This is a genomic window from Polystyrenella longa (assembly GCF_007750395.1).
In the GTDB taxonomy this organism is placed as follows: Bacteria; Planctomycetota; Planctomycetia; order Planctomycetales; family Planctomycetaceae; genus Polystyrenella; species Polystyrenella longa.
In genome coordinates this window covers 3,536,158-3,555,569 of sequence record NZ_CP036281.1, presented here as the reverse complement: position 1 = coordinate 3,555,569, position 19,412 = coordinate 3,536,158, and the positions used below count along the sequence as shown (strand labels likewise).

The window sequence follows — 19,412 nt, the reverse complement described above, 5'->3', positions numbered from 1 at the left end:
ATTTATCAGAACAGGACCGTTACGTCATGACAATGCCGATCACTTGTTCATTCATAAACTAAGACATTGTCTCCCATTTGCTTAAAAAGTCTTGAAAAATAAAATTGAGGTGTTTCTGATTCCAGTGGGCTGCGTATAAATAGGGGTGGAACGTATTTATTCTTATCTATTCGCATTTCTCCCGCGTTCCCACTGTCGAGCCAATCCGTTCTGACTGAGCGGTTTGTCTCTCACTTCTGTGACGTATCTCACGTCGATTCCTGCTTGTCTTAATTCTTGAGAAATTTTCGGGCCGTTACCGGACATTTACTTCGAACTCGTCAGCCGCATTTCTATGCGCTGCGATTTCTCTGTTGGCGTGCGCAGCCACTGGGTGAATGTCCTTGTGATTCTGGCTGACTACAGCCTTTGGAATCAACACTAATTCGATTTCGGTTCCTGTGCGTGGAGAAACTTCTAATGCGAATACTGACGACGTTCACTGTGGTGGGATGCTTCCTGCTTTCTTCTGTTGATCTGACGGCGGGCCCCGGACGGGGAGGACGCGGTCAGCAGGGTTCTGGCCTACAAGGTCCCGGGATCCAGACGCGCGGAATGGGCGGCCCGGGTATGCAGGGTCAGGGCATGCAAGGTCAGGGGCAGACTGGTTTTCAAAGCAGGGGAGGTGGTCCCAATCAGTCTGGGAATCAACGACCTCAAAGAGGAATGCAATCACAACAGCAGCAACAAGGCCAGAACGGTCAGTCCCAGAATGGTCAACAATCGTCACAGGAAGGTTCTGGTGGGAATTGTCAGCAACTGTTCAATCAATTAATGCAACTCGATCAGAATGGGGATGGCTCCATCACTAAGAATGAAGTTTCCAACCGGCAGATGCACCCTTTCTTTCGCAGGGCTGACCAGGACCAGAATGGTCAAGTGACGAGTCAGGAATTGATGCAGCAGTGTCAGAACTCGACAGGCAACCAGTCCAGCTCACAAGGGCAGAGCAGTCAGCAAGGCCAAAGCCAAGGGCAGACGCAGGGGCAACAAGGCCAACAATCGCAGGGTCAATCTGGTCAGCAGGGTAGAGGTCCGAGAGGCATGCGGCCGGGAATGAATGACGATGGTCAACAGGGTTCTGGCGGCCCTCCTATGGGTGGACAAGGTGGACCGGGTATGGGGCCAGGTCGAGGTGGTTTCGGTGGTCAGCAGGGAGGCGGCGGATCTGGCAGCATGGCTGGATTTGGTGGTGGCCGTGCCGGCGGTGGGCGAGGACGCTGATTGCATCTGTAATTCAGTCCATTTCCCCTTTAGACCGTATATCAATATGCAATGATATTCGGGCGACGGGTTAATCCGCCGCTCGAACTGTATTAGGGTCTACAGCTTATTTATCGCCGAGGCAGTACAAATATTCCTGGCGACCCTCGTCTGTACGAAATGCAACCCGAGTAAATATCTGACTGCCAGTGATTACGGGTGTGGCGAAGCATTCATCTCCCAGTTTGTTCTCTCCGAGGGATTTAAATTCCATTGGATTAGCCTCATAAATGAATGTCTCCCCCGATTCATTGGTGACGTAGATGACGTCATCGACAAGGACGGGGGAAGAGGTGAAATCACCGCTTAGACGGTTACGCCATAGGACTCCACCCGTCAAGAAGTCGTAACAGATCGCGATGCCATTGTCTGTGACGGCGTACAGATTGTTGTCCTTCAATACCAACGAAGGGACGTATGACTTGGTTCGATTCGTCCAGACGATATCACCGCTTCCGTCCGCTTTGAGAACGGTCGTATGCTGATCGGGGTAGCCTCCGCTGGAGAGGATGTATTCGCCGTTTGTGACCGTTGAGGTAACACATTCGACTGTGGATCCTTCGACTTCCCAAATCACTTCCCCAGTCAATGGGTTCAGGCTGGTAATAAGATTGCAACCGGTAAAGAGGAGTTGATCCTTGTTGTTCACATTCACAATGATGGGAGACGTGTAATTCGCTTCAGCGGGACGTGCGTGTTCCCAGACTCGCTCGCCCGTCTCACGGTTGAAGCCAACGATAGCACCTCCACCTCTGTTATCAGCGACTGCAATTACCAGCGGGCCGTAGATGGTGGGGGATGCTCCATAACCTTGATGAATGACATAGTCGCTCACCTTCTTCTGCCACAGAATTTCACCCGTGCGGGTGAGGGCGGTCAGGTGGATCGCATCGCTGTTAAATAAAGTCACAAAAAGCCGTTCTCCATCACAGGCGACTGAAGCCGATGCTTTTGTTGATTTTGAATTCCCCTGCCGTTCACCCGACGCTGTAAATCCGCCACGATGAATTTCCCGTCGCCACTCTTCTTCTCCCGTTTTGCGGTTGTAGCAGAGAACGTATTGAATCTCGGCTTCTTCATCTGCCGAGGCCAGAAATACCTGATCCCCCACAATCGTAGGCGAACCATGACCACGCCCGGGAACAGCCGTTTTCCAGACGACATTCGTCTCTAAGTCCCATTTTTGCGGAGGAGCCTGGTCAGCGGGAGCAATGCCCGTCCATTGAGGACCACGCCACCAGGGCCAGTCGTTCGGTTGTAGTTTCAGATCGGAATTCGGATTCGCGGCTTGGATCGTCGCTAACGACAAGAGAATCAAGAGGCAGAAGCTGAAACGGGTAAGCATGTGGAAGGTCATAGGTGAACCGTTTTTGCGGAGCATTGTGGAATAGGAATGCGGACCGAAATCGCACTGGGAGTGACTTCCCAGCATATCAGTCGATCGAAGAGGAATCCACTACCCGCATCCTTTCTGCAATCAAGGATGTGGCGAATCTATCGCCATCATGACGGCTGGGTCGCCATTGGTCGGAGTGGATCGTGAGAACGGTGCGACGCGGGACTCTGTAAAAACAGCCTTTTGTAACTTTTTCTCGTTCGGCATGTGAATTGCCTGTAGGAGAATATGTTGTTTGCATCATGATGCACAGAACAACGAATCAACAAGTCCTCTGGATTGTCGGTTCTTTCAACTTCGAGATGTCATGGGTGAGGTCATGGATTTTTCGAAGCAGGAAACGGACGATCCAGGGGATTTTTTACGTACAGTGAAAATCCGTTTAGAAGGGGTGCGAAAAGAATATTCCCACAAGTGGATCAAGGGAAATATAATGGGAGTACCGCTTACAAGTGACAGTTCGCTTGAAAGAGTCCCTGCATGGTCTCTGTAGCATCGAATGTCAGGCGGGGTATTTCCTACTATTGAGGAGTTATTTTATGTATCAGGATCAGTACGCTTTTTCCCGTCGTCATCTTCTCAAAGGGGGAGTCGCTCTTGGTGCGGCCTTCTTTACGACTCCCGGTTTATTCGCTGAGGAGTTAATGAAAACTCCGCGGATGACGAAAGGCCCCTTTTATCCTGATCATCTCCCGCTCGATCAGGATAACGACCTCATCATCATGAATGATTCGACAACGCCGGCTGTGGGAGATATCACTCATTTGACGGGAAAGATTTTGCTCCCCAATAGTGAACCGGCCAAAAATGTGACGATCGAAATCTGGCAATGTGATGCCAATGCTGTTTATCTGCATAGTGCCGATAGCTCTCGCAAGAAAGAACAGCAGGATCAGCATTTCCAAGGGTATGGGAGATTTGAAACGAACGCCAAAGGGGAATACCGCTTCCGTACCATTAAACCGGTTCCTTACCCTGGTCGCCCTGCACCCCACATTCACTACATCGTAAAAAAGGGGGATCAGGAATTGTTGACGTCTCAAATCTTTATGTCGAGCTTCAAGGGCAATCAACAGGATGGTGTATATCGGCGTGCGGGAAGTGCCGATCAGCAGAAGCTCGTTGAAACTGAGTTCAAGGCAATTCCCGATTCAAAAATGGGCGAGTACGCAGCGAAGTTTGACATCGTACTGGGACAAACTCCGGACGAACGCAGTTTGAAGAAGAGCTGATTCTTGCAGGCGACGATCCGGCGATATTATCCCGTGAATTAATTTCTGGCAGGGACCTGTTGTGTCAGACAGTGAAACGCACCCAGCCCCCAGATAATGTCGATGCAGTCGATGACGACGATTTTGCGGGAGGGAAAGAGATCCTGCAGAATTCCGCGGGCGATCTCATCCGATTTTGCATCGTATCCGGGGACAATGACCGCTTCGTTGGAGATGTAGAAATTGGCATACGTGGCTGGAAGACGTTCTCTTTCCCAAACCACGGCCTGCGGCATCGGTAATTCGACGATGTCGAACGCTTTGCCTGCGGCCGTACGGAAGTTCTTCAGTCGATCAAGGTTCTCATGCAGTATTTCAAAGTTAGGGTCGTCCGGTTCAGTCTCCACTGTCGTGACGATTGTTTCCGGAGATACAAATCGAGCGAGGTCGTCAATGTGCCCATCAGTATCATCCCCGACAATGCCGTCACCTAACCAAAGGAACTCCGAGACGTTCAAGTAGTCGCTTAGGTATTGTTCAATCTGCTCTCGATTCAAGTCAGGGTTTCGATTCGGGTGGAGCAAGCAGGCTTCTGTCGTCATGAGTAGGCCTTGTCCGTTAACCTCAATCGATCCACCTTCCAGGACCATTGGCGCATCAAAACAGCGAATGCCTAAATGCTCTGCCATCTGACTTGGGATTTCATCGTCCAAGTCGTGCGGGTATTTCCCACCCCAGGCATTGTACTTCCAGTTAACGGCTGCCAGCTCCTGATCATTGACGACAAAAATCGCCCCATGATCACGGCACCAGGCGTCGTTCGTTGGGAATTGATGAAAGTGAATTTCACCAGCAGCTCCCGCATGTTTGAGATGCGTTCTCGCTTGCTTCTCCATTTCCGGAGAGTTCATATTGATATGAACGGGTTCTGATTCCGCCAACGCCGCGACGAGCTTTGCGTAAGCGGGAAAGACTTTTTCGATCTTGCCCGGCCACGATTTTTCATTATGTGGCCACGAGAGCCAAGTCGACGCATGAGGTTCCCATTCTGCTGGCATTCGAAAACCAAGTTCGCGAGGAGTCGTCATATCGACTCTCCATCGAGAAATCGTTTAGTAATTCCCCCATACGCGTCAATTCGGCGATCGCGCAGGAATGGCCAGTGCGTTCGAGTGACATCCATCTGTTGAAGATTCAAGCTGACAACTTGAACCTCCGTTTCCGTCTCCGAAGCTCTGTACAGAATCTGTCCGTCTGGTGCGACGGCAAAGCTTTGTCCCCAGAACTCGATACCACCCTCGGCATCTCCTTCGTGTCCTGTTCGATTAACGGAGACGACAAAAACTCCATTGGCCACAGCGTGCGATCGCTGGATCAGTTCCCAGCTTTCGTGCTGTGCTTTGCCAAACTCTGCTTTCTCCGATGGGTGCCAACCGATCGCGGTGGGATAGAGTAGAATCTCGGCTCCGCTCAATGCCGTCAACCGGGCCGCTTCGGGATACCATTGGTCCCAGCAAATCAGTACTCCCAGTTTTCCGTATTTGCACGGAATCGTTTTGAATCCCAGGTCTCCCGGAGTGAAGTAGAATTTTTCGTAAAACAAGGGGTCATCGGGAATATGCATCTTTCGGTACATTCCCGCCAGAGAACCATCGGCGTCGATGACGACGGTCGTATTATGGTAGAGCCCGGCTGTCCGGCGTTCGAACAGGCTGGCGACGACGGCGACATCCAGTTCTTTCGCAACTTGGCTGATCGCTTTTGTACTGGGACCGGGTATCTCCTCCGCCAGATCGAACATCCGGTGATCTTCTGATTGGCAGAAGTAAAGAGACCGAAACAACTCCGGTAAGCAGACGATCTGGGCCCCTTGAGCGGCGGCCTCGCGGATGCCTTCAATCGCCGATTGGAGATTCTGTTCCTGGTCGGAAGTGCATCGCATCTGCACTAATCCGATGCGTCGTTCAGTTCGATTCATGCCTGTCCTCGGGTTCGAAAAAGAAAGGCTCCATTGGAGGGGCCTTATTGCTCAGAATGCTATACACAATGGTTCGAGGTTGCAAGCGATTACTCCTTCCGATCAAAGCGAATTCCACGACTCCGCCCCACGCCGGGCATGCTATTTGCGGCATCTTTAACGCATTGGTGCGAAAGTAACGCGAAAGTAGATAGAAGCTCCTCCTCTATTTCCTACGCTGGCCCTAAAAGCACCGCTTTGTCTCACTGTGAGCAATATACATGGTAAATGATGCGGATTCGCGAACATCGTGTTCAGAAAAGCAAGTTGACAGTTCAGCTCACAGCCAGAGTGGCCAGCGACCAATCTTAAGTTCCACAGTGGAGAAATCGAACCTCTGTAAATCGAACTACTGTAATAAGAGGAGTTAATCTGATGAAAGCAGTTTGCTGGCATGGACGACATGACGTAAGAGTAGACACCGTTGATGATCCGGTGATTCAGGACCCGCGGGATATTATTATCAAAGTCACCGCGACGGGCATCTGTGGGAGCGATTTGCATCTGTATAACGGGTATATGCCGACGATGCAGGCGGGAGACATTATCGGCCACGAACCGATGGGAGAGGTGGTAGAGATTGGAAGTGCGATCACCAAGTTCCAGAAGGGGGACAAAGTGGTTGTGCCGTTCACGATTTCCTGCGGAAGTTGCTTTTTCTGTGAACGTCATCTCTTTTCTCTTTGTGACGAATCCAACCCCAATGCAGATCAGGCAGCGCAAGCACTTGGGCAGTCTCCAGCGGCTTTATTTGGATACTCTCATATGCTGGGGGGATTTCCCGGGGGACAGGCCGAGTACCTGCGAGTTCCTTACGCCGATGTGGGTCCGATTAAAGTTCCGGACGGAATTGACGACGAACAGGTGGTCTTTCTCTCCGATATTTTCCCAACGGGATATATGGCAGCGGAAAATTGCGGAATAGAAGCGGGAGACACGGTTGCGGTGTGGGGATGCGGACCCGTAGCTCAATTCGCCATTCAGAGCGCATGGATGTTGGGAGCGGGTCGCGTGGTTGCCATCGATCGTGTTCAAGAACGTCTGGCTCTCGCACGTGAACATGGAAAAGCAGAAACACTCAATTTCGAAGAAATTGATGTTTACGAACAGCTAATGGAAATGACTGCTGGTCGCGGACCGGACCGCTGTATTGATGCAGTGGGAGCGGAAGCACACGCTGCAGGAAATCTGGGTGAGATAGTTGATGATGTCCGGGAAGCGGCGCATCTGCCGGCGAATCATCCTTATGCCCTCTCGGAGGCAATCAAATGTTGTCGTAAGGGGGGAACAGTCTCTGTACCGGGAGTCTACACGGATACCCTCAATAATTTACCGATGAATGCGATTATGAATAAGGCACTCACGATCCGCACGGGCCAAACTCATATGCAGCATTACCTGGAACCATTGCTAAAAAAAATCTTGGACGACAATTTCGACCCAACCTTTGTCATTACGCATCGAGCCAGTCTCGACGAAGCTCCCAATCTTTATAAAACTTTTGAAGCCAGAGAGCAGGGTTGTATAAAAGTCGTATTAAAACCTTAAGGTCGTTTGGAAGAAAACAAGGGGGGGACCTCTAGGCGGAATAAATAGCGGAAAAGGCATGGTGATCTCGATGTTTTGCTCGGTGGGAAGTTGGGGCAGCCCCGTGTGCAATTCAATGATCAAGTTGAATTGCCATTCAGTCAGAATTCTGAATTCCAGGGTTGGGCTGGATTCAGCGTATTCTGGATTTAACGTATTGAAGAATGGAAACGAACAGTTGGTCGAAAGCGGCAAGAGTACTGTATTTCAGCTTGCTGGTATTAACGACCAAGGCTTGACCATCGCAATTCTTGGGACCAGTACCATATTGTCCGATGAGTTCTCTCTCTGTCGATATGCGTGCCATGGCTAAATCAGGATTTTGGGCAGATGGATTTGTTATCTTTGATTATGTGGATGAAAATAACTTCAAATACGCCGGATACTTTGCGGTGCAAAATCAATGGGTGATGGGTCAATACCGAGGCCATTGGGGCGACCGCTACGCCTCAGTTGACTGGGGTGATACCGACCGAGACATTGTCTCAGGATCTGAATATAATATTTCAGTGCGTATTCATCAGGATGAGGTTCAGTTATTCGTTTTTGGGGAACTGATCGCGACGGCGGATTTTCATACGCCTTTAAATCAAGGTGCACTTGGTCTCGCGAATTACAATGCTCGAACCCATTTTCTGCAATTCATCGTCTCTCCGACTGATCCCCCCTCGGTTTCCAGCCCGATAGACGGAGCCTTCGCCGAATACGATGGGAGTCTGATTGACTGAAAACTAGGAGCGAGTGCGTCGGATAGACATTGAATTTTCCGACTGGGCTTTCAATCTTTGCCGGTTCAGTTCACAATGTGAGATCATCTCTTTAATCCTATTCTCACGATGTAATTGATAGTCCCAGCAAAGGAAGCAGGTTGTCATGTCGCAGGAGTTAAATGCGATTCTTGCTCAACGCATTGAGCTCTCACCTGGTCTCGCCGTTATTCGGGTCGTTCCCGATGGATGGGAACTGGATGAGTTTACTCCTGGCCAGTTCTGTGTGCTGGGATTACCAGGAGACGCACCTCGATATCCAGGTTGCGAAGAAGAAGCAGAACCTGTCGATCCAGCTAAAATGATCAAGCGGGCGTACTCAATTGCCTCTTCACCTCTGGCAAACGGATACCTCGAGATTTATATTGTCATGGTTCCCACCGGTGCGTTGACGCCTCGTTTATTCGAGTTGAAAGTGGGCGACAAACTGTGGCTCGGTCCGAAGATCACCGGGCACTTTACCCTCGATCATGTACCCGACGATAAACATGTTCTCATGATGGGAACAGGCACTGGATTGGCCCCGTACCTGAGCATGTACCGGACGAAACTTCACGAAGATTCGTCACGGCACTTTGGCATTCTGCATGGAGCTCGCCATTCCTGGGAACTGGGATACTACAATGAACTGACCTCCGTCGCCCGTATCAGCGACAGGTTTGCGTATCTGCCCAGTATTACCCGCCCGCAGCTGGAACCTGTCCCTTGGAAGGGGGAATCCGGTTACATTCAGGACATCTGGGCCCGACGCCCTTTTGATGAATTTCTTCCAGAACCTGCCTCTCCGGATAACACCCACATTTTTTTATGTGGCAATCCATCGATGATCATCACGATGCAGTCGGTGCTGGAGCAGGAGGGCTTTACCGAGCATACCCCCAAAGAGCCCGGGCAAATCCATATAGAAAAATATTGGTAAGTATCGTTTTTTTGTATCTTCAAATTGCATTTGTCGTTCAAGACCTGTCTATCGCCTGTCAAAGTATCTGTGCATACAATAGAGACATCGTTCAGACGGGTACGTCTGACTTGGCCAACATCATTCAGATGATTCGATAAGTAATAGAAAGATCAGCAACGATGAAAAGTACAGGATCAGCCGTTTGGCAAGGAGGGTTGAAAGAAGGCAAAGGAACTTTGACGACGGGGAGCGGCGTGCTATCGAACGTCCCCTACGGTTTCTCAAGTCGTTTTGAAGGCGAGAAGGGGACCAACCCTGAAGAATTGATCGCGGTGGCGCACGCTGGCTGTTTCAGTATGGCCCTTTCGATGATACTCGGCGAAGCAGGATTGACCGCCGAGAAACTGGATACCACCGCCGAGATCATTCTCGAAAAAGTGGATGATGGTTTTGCTGTCACTAAAAGCCATCTCACGTTGACGGCGACCATCCCTGGTGCCGAAGATGGGCAGTTTCAGGAACTCGCAGCGAAAGCCAAAGCAGGCTGTCCTATCTCTAAACTGCTGACAGCAGAGATCACTCTGGATGCGACATTGGCGTAAACAAGCAATCGTGGACTAAACCCCACCTGTTGAGTTCACATTTCCAATTCATTGAATCAAATACATCGAAAATGAATCGCCCTAGAGGTATTGCGCTATCATACTCAGCAACTCTTTGGAGTTGAGCGGTTTCGTTGTGTAATTGGTGCAGCCTGCTTCAATGCAACGGTCCCGGTCTCCCACCATTGCATTCGCTGTTAAAGCGATGATCGGTTTATCGAAGCCGCGAGCACGTAGTGTTCGGGTTGCCGCGTAACCGTCCATCTGCGGCATTTGCATGTCCATCAAAACGACATCAATCGCAGAACGATCTGCTGCAGTTCCCTCCAGTAACTCAATGGCATCTTTTCCATTCGTTGCGGTGATCACTTTTCCTCCCGCCTCTTCAATTAATCTGGCGGCGAGATACAGGATATCGCGACGATCGTCGACTACAAGCACCGTTCCAGAGAGAGAACCAGAAAAATGATCCGCCGCTTTATCGAGCGAGATGTCGAAAGAGGGATTGATTAAGGGGATGGAGTCAATATTTCCACAATCCACGATGAGCGTAAACTTACTGCCAACACCGGGTTGGCTTTTGACAGTCACATCTCCACCCAAGGCGCGTGCCAGTCGCCTACTGATCGTGAGTCCGAGACCTGTTCCTCCGATTGTGCGGGTGGTGGAGTTATCTGACTGCATAAAGGGTTCGAACAGAAGTTCTAACTGACTAGGATCGATTCCAACACCAGTATCGATGACGTCGAATTGCATCTGCTGTAACGAGGGCTGAAAGTCGGCAACCAATTTGACTTCGCCGCGCTCTGTGAACTTAATCGCGTTTCCTAAAAGGTTGAGCAGAATCTGTCGTAGCCGTGTTCCATCTGTTTGAATTGTCGCTGGGATCTTCCCTGCACATTCAACTGATAATAGCAGGTTCTTTTCCTTCGCACGTACATCCATTAATGAGCGGATGTCACTTACCAGGTCATCAACCGAAATTCGTTCACTGGCGAGACGAATTCGCCCTGCATCAATTTTGGACAAGTCGAGAATATCGTTGATGACTTCCAGCAGGAAAAGTCCATTACGGCGGATCGTCTCTACGGCTTGTAAGTTATCAACGTCAATCAGGTGATCAACCAGTATTTCGGCATGTCCCAGGATCGCAGTCATTGGAGTCCGGATTTCGTGGCTCATGTTCGCTAGAAACTCGCCTCGAGACTGGTTGGCTTCCTCAGCGATAGCACGGGCTTGCTGGAGCGATTCTTCTGTTTTCTTCTGTTCGCTGATATCAACAGCACACCCAATCACTTTGAAAGGTGTTCCCAGCTCGTCTGATAGTACAATCGCCTGGTCCCACACGTGAATAAGATGTCCCAACTTATGTTGAAGTCGATAAGTACAATCGAGAGTTCCACCTTCAGAGATTGCTCGATCGATGGCCTTGCGTAAGAGAGTTCGGTCTTCGGGGTGGACGAAGTTAGACCACCATTTGGAGACGACAGGATGATCTTCTATTCGGTAACCGGTGACCTTCTCCAGACCATGTGATCGAGTGATCACACCCGAGCGAAGATCATAATCGTAGAACACGCCGCGAATCGCCTCTGCGGCAATTCGTAAGCGACCTTCGTTCTCTCTCATTATTTCATTGGCGATTTTGTTTTCGTGGTTGTCAATCACCGAACCGATAAATCCGTGCCAGACACCTTTCTCATCTACCCGAGGTCGCGCGGTGTCGATCACCCAGCGATAAGTCCCGTCTGTCTGTCGCAAGCGATACTCGATCGCGCATTCGATCCGCTTGTCAGCAGCTACATGGAATGTTTCAGCGGCTCGCTTACGATCGTCGGGATGAGTTGCGTCCAACCAACCAAAACCGAGACCTTCACTTTCCGTCTGACCGGTGAAATCGTACCAGCCTTTACTCAGGAATGTGCAGCGGTGCTCTTGGTCGGTTATCCAGAGCATACCCGGGGCGGTGTCGGCCATGGTTCGAAAACGGGCTTCGCTCTCCCGCAGTTCGGCCATAGTTCGTGTCCGTTCGATCACGGAAGAAGCTTGCATAACAAACAAGTCGACTAATTTTAATTCCCATTCAGTGAACTTTCTGGGATGTCGGAAATGAGTAGTGATCATTCCAATCACTTCTCGATGATGACTTAGCAGAGGAGTACTCTGGGCTGCACGATAACCGAATTCAGCCGCCATCATCCGATGATCTTTAGCCTCATCGTCGGTTTCAAAGTCCTCAACGATTACGCGTACGCCCGACTGAAGAGCCTTGGCGCAGGTCGAATGGAATTCATGGTCAATGATGTCGTTGTTATCTAAGAACCCTGGTTTAAAACCGACTTGAGCGACGTACCTCAATCCATTTTCAGCAGGATCAAAGAATTGAAGTGTACCGAAATCTGCGGATGAAAGATCAACGACTGTTTCCAGCGTATCTCGAGAAACATCAATCAGATTGGGGGAATTGAGGAGACGGGCGTTTAATTCATGCAACCGGATCAGCGCATCAACCATCGCTTGTGACGTATTCAGATCCTTTGAAGGGACCCCGTCATTCATGATTTGCTCTTCTGGTGGAGAGCAATGGCGATCATCGATATTTTCGTTTGATTGATTGATCTGTGTCATTCCGCCTATCTCTTAGCCGGCGATATTTCAAAACGAGTGCGTGGGGCACGATACCGTTTCAATCGCCGTGTTCTATTGCAAGCGGTCCTGAAACCCTCTCATGGGTCAAGGCGACCTTATTTTAAAGGCTCTAAGAGAACCACAACCGGGTTTCAGGAAAGCTGCGCATTAAGCATGCTTTACTGGCTCAATCGGCCTCTAGTTTAACACACTCTCCTCTCACGGAGAGTGTGTGTCTGAGAACTTTTACTATAAAACAAGGTACCATTAGAAAAATAAGTCGCAAGTTTGATCCCACTATATACCTTATCCCCCTCCAAAACTCATTCAGATGACCTATTCAACTGTTTTCATTCGCATGATGGGGGCCAGGTATTTGGCGGTTTCGTCGGCGATTACATTGTAACCGGCCAGGTTTGGATGGCGATCGGAGGTCCAACCGGGTAAGTGGCCGAGGATTCCATCAAGTTCGTTACTCATCACCAGCACACTTTCTCCATGAACATAGGGTTTGACAAGTGCGAGGTACTTCTCCGGAACTTTAGCAAGTGGGTACCGTCGGTAGTTCAGCATGTTGTACCCTTTTTCCAACTCGGCAGCGTAACGGGGGTAGATGTCAAAGACCTCCAGCTTTTCTTTTTCGGCAACGCCACGCACCAGATCATTAATCTGCTTACTTGCTTCTTCACCCGAGAAGGGAATCACCGTCATCGGGATCAACAGGGCATCGGGATGATCCTGTCGTAAACGGGCAAGTAATTGATGAAAGTCTTCCGGGAATTCATTCGGAAAATCCTTCAATCGCCCCCGGTCATTCAATCCATAGCGAATGAAGATATAGTCGATTCCGGGCAACTTCGCCACATCCCGATCGTATCGGCCCGAACTGAACAATCGATCGATGTACTCACCGCTCAGGGTGGAATTAATCACCTGGGTCGCCGGGAGATCTCCTTCAGCCGCCAATAATTGTTCCAGCACTTTTTCCAGATGCGGTCCCTCCGGTTTAATCAATCGGGGAATACTTCCTTCCGCCGTGCTGTCACCTAACAGGAGAATCTGAATCTTTCCCTCATGCTCAGCCCGTGCGACGGAGGAAGAAAGAGCCGTTACTACTAACAAGGCAAGCATGAAGAAGACGACGGGATAACGTTGAACGTAGGAAGGAGTCTGAAGAATCATGAGGTGGGCCTGCTGAGGATAGGGACGAGAAAGCGAGGACTTGGTGAACTTAATAATCAACAAATCCATCGTAAGATCTGCTTAGACTTGATTCCAGAGGTGGCTTGAGAAAATATCTGAAACGAGTTTAGGGGTTTGCGTATTCGCATCGGATAAATGACAATAAGAAAAGGTGGTCTCTTCAATCTAAAAGTGTAGTAATTTACGAATTATAGACCTTAAATAGAGGATCATATTCATGAACCCGACTCTATCAGAGATTAACGAATCCGAACGCGAGTGGATCAACAATAACCTCGGATTGACTCAGGCCCTTCACTCGGGCGAGACTACGGGCTAATCCGCTCTTACACCATCTGGACTTGATAAAACATATACAGAATGGTTTGCTCACCATGATCAGGATTCAGAAGACCCGAACATATTTATTAATGCCTTTGGGATTGCATTTGGGCAGTGTCTCATCGAAGAACTGGGATTCGACTGGGTTGTGGCCTCAGATGAACATGGGACCGAGATGGCAGTTCATCGAAAGCAGAATGACGCCGTGGTATTCCCATTGAACTTGGTGGCGAAGCGATATGTTAACGGCGAGACAGAGTTCTTCGTTCCTGTTTTTGACGACATCAAGGGGCAACTCAGTATTCGCTAATATGGATGCATAAGAGAGTGAAAACAGATGCACCTTAGCTGTACTGACCTGAATTCGGCCCCCCCTTAAAACTTCTCCATCCAACTTCGTATTCCAACCATAATCATTTCGACTGAAATCGTACCGATGAAGAGGGCTGTGATTCTTCCGGCAATTTCGACGTAGCGATCGATAAGGCGTTCGTTTTTCTCGCGGACGTAGTCGTGAATCGCTTTCAAGCCGATCATGATCAGGATCGAAATAAAGACGGCAGAGAAAATGGTCACGCAGGCCGGTAAAACGTCATGCTTCTGGCCGATCAAAACGCTGGCACTAATGGTTCCCGGTCCGATGAGCATCGGCATGGCAATGGCACCGGCCAGATGTTCAGATTCTCCCCGCAGTAACTCGATCGCAGCAGGGCCTCGAAAGACAAATTGCAGTCCGATCAACATAAAAACGACCCCGCCAAAAATCTGGAACGAGGCGAAGTTGGCTTGCATGAGTTTCGAAAAAATCGCGTCTCCCAACACCGTAAACGTACAAAAGACTGCGGTCGCGATAAATCCCCCTCGGAGTAATACCCGGGAGAATTCGCTCAGACTCAGTTTCTCTGCCACATCGGTCAAATAGACGATGAGCAAAAACGGGTTAAGTAAAACGAGAAGTAGCAGCAACGATTCCAGCAAATTGTCCACGATACACCAAACTCAGTAAGCACGTAAAAGAGAGTCGAAACGGGGACCCATCCTCCAGCCTTCGAGCGGCCAGTTCTATCCGGCATTCGCAATCAGGTTTACCTCAGTTGACGGGTCACTCAACTGGATCATCAAAAACGCCACTATGAAAGATTTGTCGTCAATTGACCAGTGTCTCGCCAGTAACGTATCAAAACTTAATCAAGTTAGTTGTATGGCAATAGGTGCCTGAGGCAACGAGTTGCCTGTGGAGTTGTACCATCTGAAAACTGAGAGACCAGTATCCGCTCTGGAGGCATTACGCTCCTGCTAATGAATCAGTTACGGGGAACGGAACAGGAGTTGCATTCTTTTGAGATAGTCAACCACTTTTTTTTCACCGAGGGAGGATATCTTAATGAAAGTCGCTTTTTCCTGGCCCAAGTTAGTACTGGGCTGTTCCATTTTCGGAGCATTGGTCGTTTTCACATCATCTCAACTGAGCGCTCAGCAACCGCCGGCGCCTCAACCCGACCGCTCTGCGAGCGGTGAGCTGACCGAATTAAATAGAGGCCCAATTCACGAGGCCTTTGCTCAGCCTTACCAGTCGATTAATGGTCAAGGGCTCGTCATTGATAAACAGCCTCCTCAACCGATCCAGGAATTACCATCGGAAGTAGTACCGGAATCAGGAGACTATGAGTGGATTCCCGGATACTGGGGTTGGGAATGGGAAGAGCAACGATTCATCTGGATCAGCGGTATCTGGCGGCTTGCACCAGAAGATATGACTTGGAACCCCGGTTACTGGGCACAGGCTGACCAGGGTTTCGCGTGGGTCTCTGGGTTCTGGAGCGGAGAAACCCAACCCGTTCTCGTTTCGGAGCAACCACCAGAAGCTCAAAAAGAAGAACAAGATGAAAGTCCGTCACCGGAACATTTCTGGGTACCAGGTCACTGGGAAGTAACCAGTAACGACTATGAGTGGGCAGAAGGATATTGGGCTGAAGGATACGATGGCCGAGTCTGGGTTCCTTTTCGCTATGTCTGGACCCCTAGCGGTTATCTCGCTCTGGCTGGATACTGGGACTATGAACTGGAACAACGGGGGGTTCTCTTTAGCCCTGTCCTGTTTCAGGCAGATGTCAGTGCTGATTATCAGTATACCCCCAACGTCGTTGTAAGAACCGACTACCTTCCTGCGCATCTATTCGTAGACACGAATTACGGCCATTATGGCTACGGAGACTATTACGAGTACGGTTCTTCAAGTAACACATTTTATCCTTGGGTAGATGATCGTGCTTTCTACGACCCACTACGAGTCTTCTACATCAATTTTCACCGAGATCAGTACAACCGCTATCACGAACGACACGGATACTACCGTGATCATGCCGACCGACGTCCTCGTCATACTTGGCGTGAACAACGGGATTGGCAAGCGGGAGCGAACATTGACGTAGGTGATGCCATGCTGGCTGTGGAGATTAGTGCCCTGACTGATGGAAATTACCCCGGTCTGCACGGTAACTTTACGCGTAATGATGATCGACGTAACAAATACAGAGATCAGAGAGAACGATACCAGGATTCACAGCAGAAACGCCAAAAACAACTCGACGAGTTGAAACAGGCCAGTAACGAAAATAAGCAAGATTTTGCTCAGAAACGCGAAGAGTTTCGCAATAAAGCAAAAGGAGAAGGGAAAAATCAGGTCCGTGAAGCGGAACAACGCCGTAAACAAATTCAGGACAAGGCTGGCAGCACCGACGGCAAAAACGGAGTAAAAACCGGCAAGCCGAAAATGGATCGTAGCAATAAATCTCCTAATTCAGACAGTCCGCGTGGACCTGAAAAGGGTAAAGGCAAAGTCGATAAAAAAGACTCGCCCCAGACTCCGAAACCCTCTAAAGGTATCGGTTCAGACAAACCGAATTCCGGGAACTCTCCCAAACCGGAAAAACCAGGCAAAGGAAAACCCGACAAAGGAGATGGCGCAAAACCCAACAACCCTGCTCCTGGTAATACGCCGAAAGCGGGAAACAATCCAAGTCCGGGAAATCAGCCCAAAGCTGGCGAAAAACCAAAGGCAGACAAAGGCCCTAAATCTGGCAACAGCCCCAATGCGGGGAATGGAAATAGTTCAGGTGACAAACCTGCTGCTGGAAAATCAAACGGAAACAGAGGAGGCTCCGCTCCTGCTGCCTCAGGTGGTAGTAAAGGATCCGGTTCTGGAAAATCAGACTCTGGAAAAGGTTCCGCACCGAAGTCGGACAATAAAGGGAAAGATAAAGGATCGAACTAACAACCGAAGTTAGTCCTTATCAAGTAACAAAACCTCGTAAACAGTTCGTCTGTTTGCGAGGTTTTTTATTTAGAGAGACGTGCAATAGCATGTAAAGATACAGCTTGGATGACTACTTCGAATCGATGGGAATCAACTGAATCGCGTCGATGATGACAAATCCATGGGTTTTGTCGTCATTGATATTGATGACTGATTCGACGTTCTGATCCAGTTGAACTTCACTGATGGATCGGAAATGCTTACCCGATGGTAGCGGTATCGTTTGGTCAACCAATATCCGTTCCTCGTAGGAACCGCTGGTAACAGTGACCGGAACGTTTTTAGCTCGCGTCGAATGTGCTGAATAAGCCATTAACATCTGGTACTTTCCCGTAGTGGGTGCTTTAAACCGAAACATTGCCGTTGCGCTTCCATCACCTTGAGCCCCCTTTTCATTGCTGCCTGCGTATTGATAGCCGTCGTCGATGTGAGGTGTGAAGTTCGACGAATGTGACCATTTTCCTGTGAGCACAGCCGCAGCATCATCTAATACGATACCGGGAAGAGAAGTCGACGCGACGGAACCGGACTCAGTGATTTGTTCGGGGACGTCCGGCAGATCGAGGACTTGTTTCTGAGCAAGAAGATGCTCACGAAGTTTTGAATAAGGGAGTTCTTGCACAGTCGTTTTTCCCTGTTGAGTCAAAGCCGCCGCGATGCCGGCACTTTGGCCGAGAATCATCCAGGTCGGTTCAACTCGAATGGAAGAGATCCCCACGTGGGTACAGGAGAGAGCGACGGGCACCAGCAAGTTAGTACATTCATTCGCGAGAGGAAGAATTGACCGATAGGGAACGTGATAAGCGTAACCTTGTTTAGGATATTTACGACGAACTGGAAAAATCGTTCCCTCATTAATGACCCCACCCTCCTTCAGCGCGATTCGGCGACAGTCGTGCGAATCGATAGGAAAAGACGAAACCACAATAGGATCTTCTTTCTCAGGATCTTCGAGGATGTCTTTCTGGCTCAGCACGTACATTCCCTGCAGGCGTCTGCTTTCGCGAATATAGAGGGCAGGGGAGAAATGGTCAGTGCCAGGGAACTCATCTTTGCAAAGGCCCAGTTCGGCATACTCTTTACGAGTCTCGTCGGGAATGGAAGAGTCCGTTGTGAGGAAGTGGTAGAACTCCAAGGTGTATTGCTTGTGATCCTCCCAGATGATGGCCCGCTCCGTTTCGTTTGCTTCGCACCAGCCATTCCCACCACCAACGAGACCCAGAGAGAATTGTCCCCCGATGGAGTTGTTGCCATCGATCTTATTTCCTGGAAGCGGATAGCGATCAAAACCGACCCGCCCGCCCGATTTGATGTATCGCCGCATCACTTCGAATTTCTCCGGATCGTAATTGGCTGGTTGTGGCATCGGAACCCAATTCTCTGGATCGCGGGTCAGGCAGAGACGGAAACTGTATGTCATCACATTGTCGTCTCCTGTCGATTCGTCGCCCCGTTCAGAGGCAGTCACAAAAGGAAGTAGGCTTCCATCGTCGTCGAAACCATTGATGTTCATTTTCCGTTTGGGATACTGCTTGCCTGCCATCGATTCCCTGAACTCTTCCCGGCTTTCTCGGCCAATCGACCAACTGACATCCGCCGCGGCCATCAAGTCACCTTCATAGGTCGCATCTATGAATACATCCCCAGAGAAGGTACCGTCTTTGGTGACGAGGGAGTTGATCCGTGTTCCTTCTTTCTGGACAGAAGAAAGATAGCGTTCTGTAAGCACTGTAACTCCAGCCTCATCCAACATCTGTCGGGTCACCCGCGCCGATACATGTGGCTCATAGGTCCAGGCGGATTGGTCTTTCACAGAGACGTCATAAGGAAGTTCGATTCCCCGGGATGCATAATCTTCCTGAATGCGTGTGTGCCATTCATCAAACAGCCCCATCATGGTACTGCGCACTGTCTGGTTTGAATCGCTGAAGCTTAAACCACCCGTATTCAATCCGCCCACGTGGTCAGTTGGTTCGAGCAAAATCACCGAGGCCCCCTCACGGGCAGCAGCGATCGCCGCGCAAAATCCACCCGGCGTCGCACCATAAACGACGATATCGGCATGGTCAGGTTCTTCCGCGACAACGTTTCCAGTTTCGAGCGTGAGATGTAAAGTGAGTAGCAGCGTTGTCGCTATTAGCAGGTGTTTAAACTTCATAGT

At 49.8% G+C, this 19,412-nt stretch carries 15 protein-coding genes; 8 read left to right on the top strand and 7 right to left on the bottom strand.

The genetic code is table 11. From position 1 onward, the window contains the following. Positions 1–459: 459 nt before the first annotated feature. Entirely contained in the window at positions 460–1,263 is an 804-nt protein-coding gene (locus Pla110_RS13185) for an EF-hand domain-containing protein (protein ID WP_144996216.1), read from the top strand. Positions 1,264–1,369: 106 nt separating this feature from the next. On the opposite strand, the gene Pla110_RS13180 is transcribed toward Pla110_RS13185, so the two are convergent. Next, on the bottom strand, positions 1,370–2,647 hold the full coding sequence (locus Pla110_RS13180) for an outer membrane protein assembly factor BamB family protein (protein ID WP_197440181.1): 1,278 nt from the start codon (positions 2,645–2,647) through the stop codon (positions 1,370–1,372). A gap of 590 nt (positions 2,648–3,237) precedes the next feature. On the opposite strand from Pla110_RS13180, the gene Pla110_RS13175 reads away from it, so the two are divergent. Beyond that, positions 3,238–3,930, top strand: a complete 693-nt coding sequence (locus Pla110_RS13175) for a dioxygenase family protein (RefSeq protein WP_144996214.1) — start codon at positions 3,238–3,240, stop codon at positions 3,928–3,930. Positions 3,931–3,968: 38 nt separating this feature from the next. Here Pla110_RS13175 and Pla110_RS13170 read toward each other — a convergent pair whose 3' ends face one another. Together Pla110_RS13170 and Pla110_RS13165 are read right to left on the bottom strand one after the other, a co-directional pair. Further along, a complete protein-coding gene (locus tag Pla110_RS13170) occupies positions 3,969–4,997 on the bottom strand; it encodes an agmatine deiminase family protein (RefSeq protein ID WP_144996213.1) in 1,029 nt (342 codons plus the stop codon). Further along, positions 4,994–5,887, bottom strand: coding sequence for a carbon-nitrogen hydrolase (locus Pla110_RS13165; protein ID WP_144996212.1), 894 nt, complete (start codon positions 5,885–5,887; stop codon positions 4,994–4,996). Before Pla110_RS13165 ends, Pla110_RS13170 begins: the two co-directional genes overlap by 4 nt. 414 nt (positions 5,888–6,301) lie before the next feature. Here Pla110_RS13165 and Pla110_RS13160 point away from each other — a divergent pair, with 414 nt between their 5' ends. From Pla110_RS13160 to Pla110_RS13145, 4 genes are all read left to right on the top strand, one after another. Beyond that, positions 6,302–7,474, top strand: coding sequence for a zinc-dependent alcohol dehydrogenase (locus tag Pla110_RS13160; RefSeq protein ID WP_144996211.1), 1,173 nt, complete (start codon positions 6,302–6,304; stop codon positions 7,472–7,474). A 314-nt stretch (positions 7,475–7,788) separates the two neighbouring features. Next, positions 7,789–8,241 (top strand): hypothetical protein, encoded by a 453-nt coding sequence (locus Pla110_RS13155; RefSeq protein WP_144996210.1) that lies wholly within the window; start codon positions 7,789–7,791, stop codon positions 8,239–8,241. Positions 8,242–8,386: 145 nt separating this feature from the next. Next, entirely contained in the window at positions 8,387–9,199 is an 813-nt protein-coding gene (locus tag Pla110_RS13150) for a ferredoxin--NADP reductase (protein ID WP_144996209.1), read from the top strand. Positions 9,200–9,360: 161 nt separating this feature from the next. Then, the gene (locus tag Pla110_RS13145) at positions 9,361–9,783 is read left to right on the top strand and encodes an OsmC family protein (RefSeq protein WP_144996208.1); all 423 of its coding nucleotides are present in this window, start codon (positions 9,361–9,363) and stop codon (positions 9,781–9,783) included. An 81-nt stretch (positions 9,784–9,864) separates the two neighbouring features. Here Pla110_RS13145 and Pla110_RS13140 read toward each other — a convergent pair whose 3' ends face one another. Continuing rightward, complete coding sequence (locus Pla110_RS13140) at positions 9,865–12,411, bottom strand: PAS domain-containing protein (protein ID WP_144996207.1); 2,547 nt, start codon at positions 12,409–12,411, stop codon at positions 9,865–9,867. 336 nt (positions 12,412–12,747) lie between these two features. After that, positions 12,748–13,662 (bottom strand): SGNH/GDSL hydrolase family protein, encoded by a 915-nt coding sequence (locus tag Pla110_RS13135; RefSeq protein WP_231742421.1) that lies wholly within the window; start codon positions 13,660–13,662, stop codon positions 12,748–12,750. 352 nt (positions 13,663–14,014) lie between these two features. Here Pla110_RS13135 and Pla110_RS13130 point away from each other — a divergent pair, with 352 nt between their 5' ends. Beyond that, positions 14,015–14,245, top strand: a complete 231-nt coding sequence (locus Pla110_RS13130) for a DUF3806 domain-containing protein (RefSeq protein ID WP_144996206.1) — start codon at positions 14,015–14,017, stop codon at positions 14,243–14,245. Positions 14,246–14,310: 65 nt separating this feature from the next. On the opposite strand, the gene Pla110_RS13125 is transcribed toward Pla110_RS13130, so the two are convergent. Next, positions 14,311–14,922 (bottom strand): MarC family protein, encoded by a 612-nt coding sequence (locus Pla110_RS13125; RefSeq protein WP_144996205.1) that lies wholly within the window; start codon positions 14,920–14,922, stop codon positions 14,311–14,313. Between the two features lie 397 nt (positions 14,923–15,319). Here Pla110_RS13125 and Pla110_RS13120 point away from each other — a divergent pair, with 397 nt between their 5' ends. Further along, positions 15,320–17,209, top strand: coding sequence for a YXWGXW repeat-containing protein (locus Pla110_RS13120; protein ID WP_144996204.1), 1,890 nt, complete (start codon positions 15,320–15,322; stop codon positions 17,207–17,209). 112 nt (positions 17,210–17,321) lie between these two features. Here the strand turns inward: Pla110_RS13120 and Pla110_RS13115 are convergent, their stop codons facing one another. Continuing rightward, positions 17,322–19,409 carry an FAD-dependent oxidoreductase gene (locus Pla110_RS13115; protein ID WP_144996203.1) on the bottom strand — a complete coding sequence of 696 codons (2,088 nt, stop codon included), beginning with the start codon at positions 19,407–19,409 and terminating at the stop codon, positions 17,322–17,324. Between the last annotated feature and the right edge of the window lie 3 nt (positions 19,410–19,412).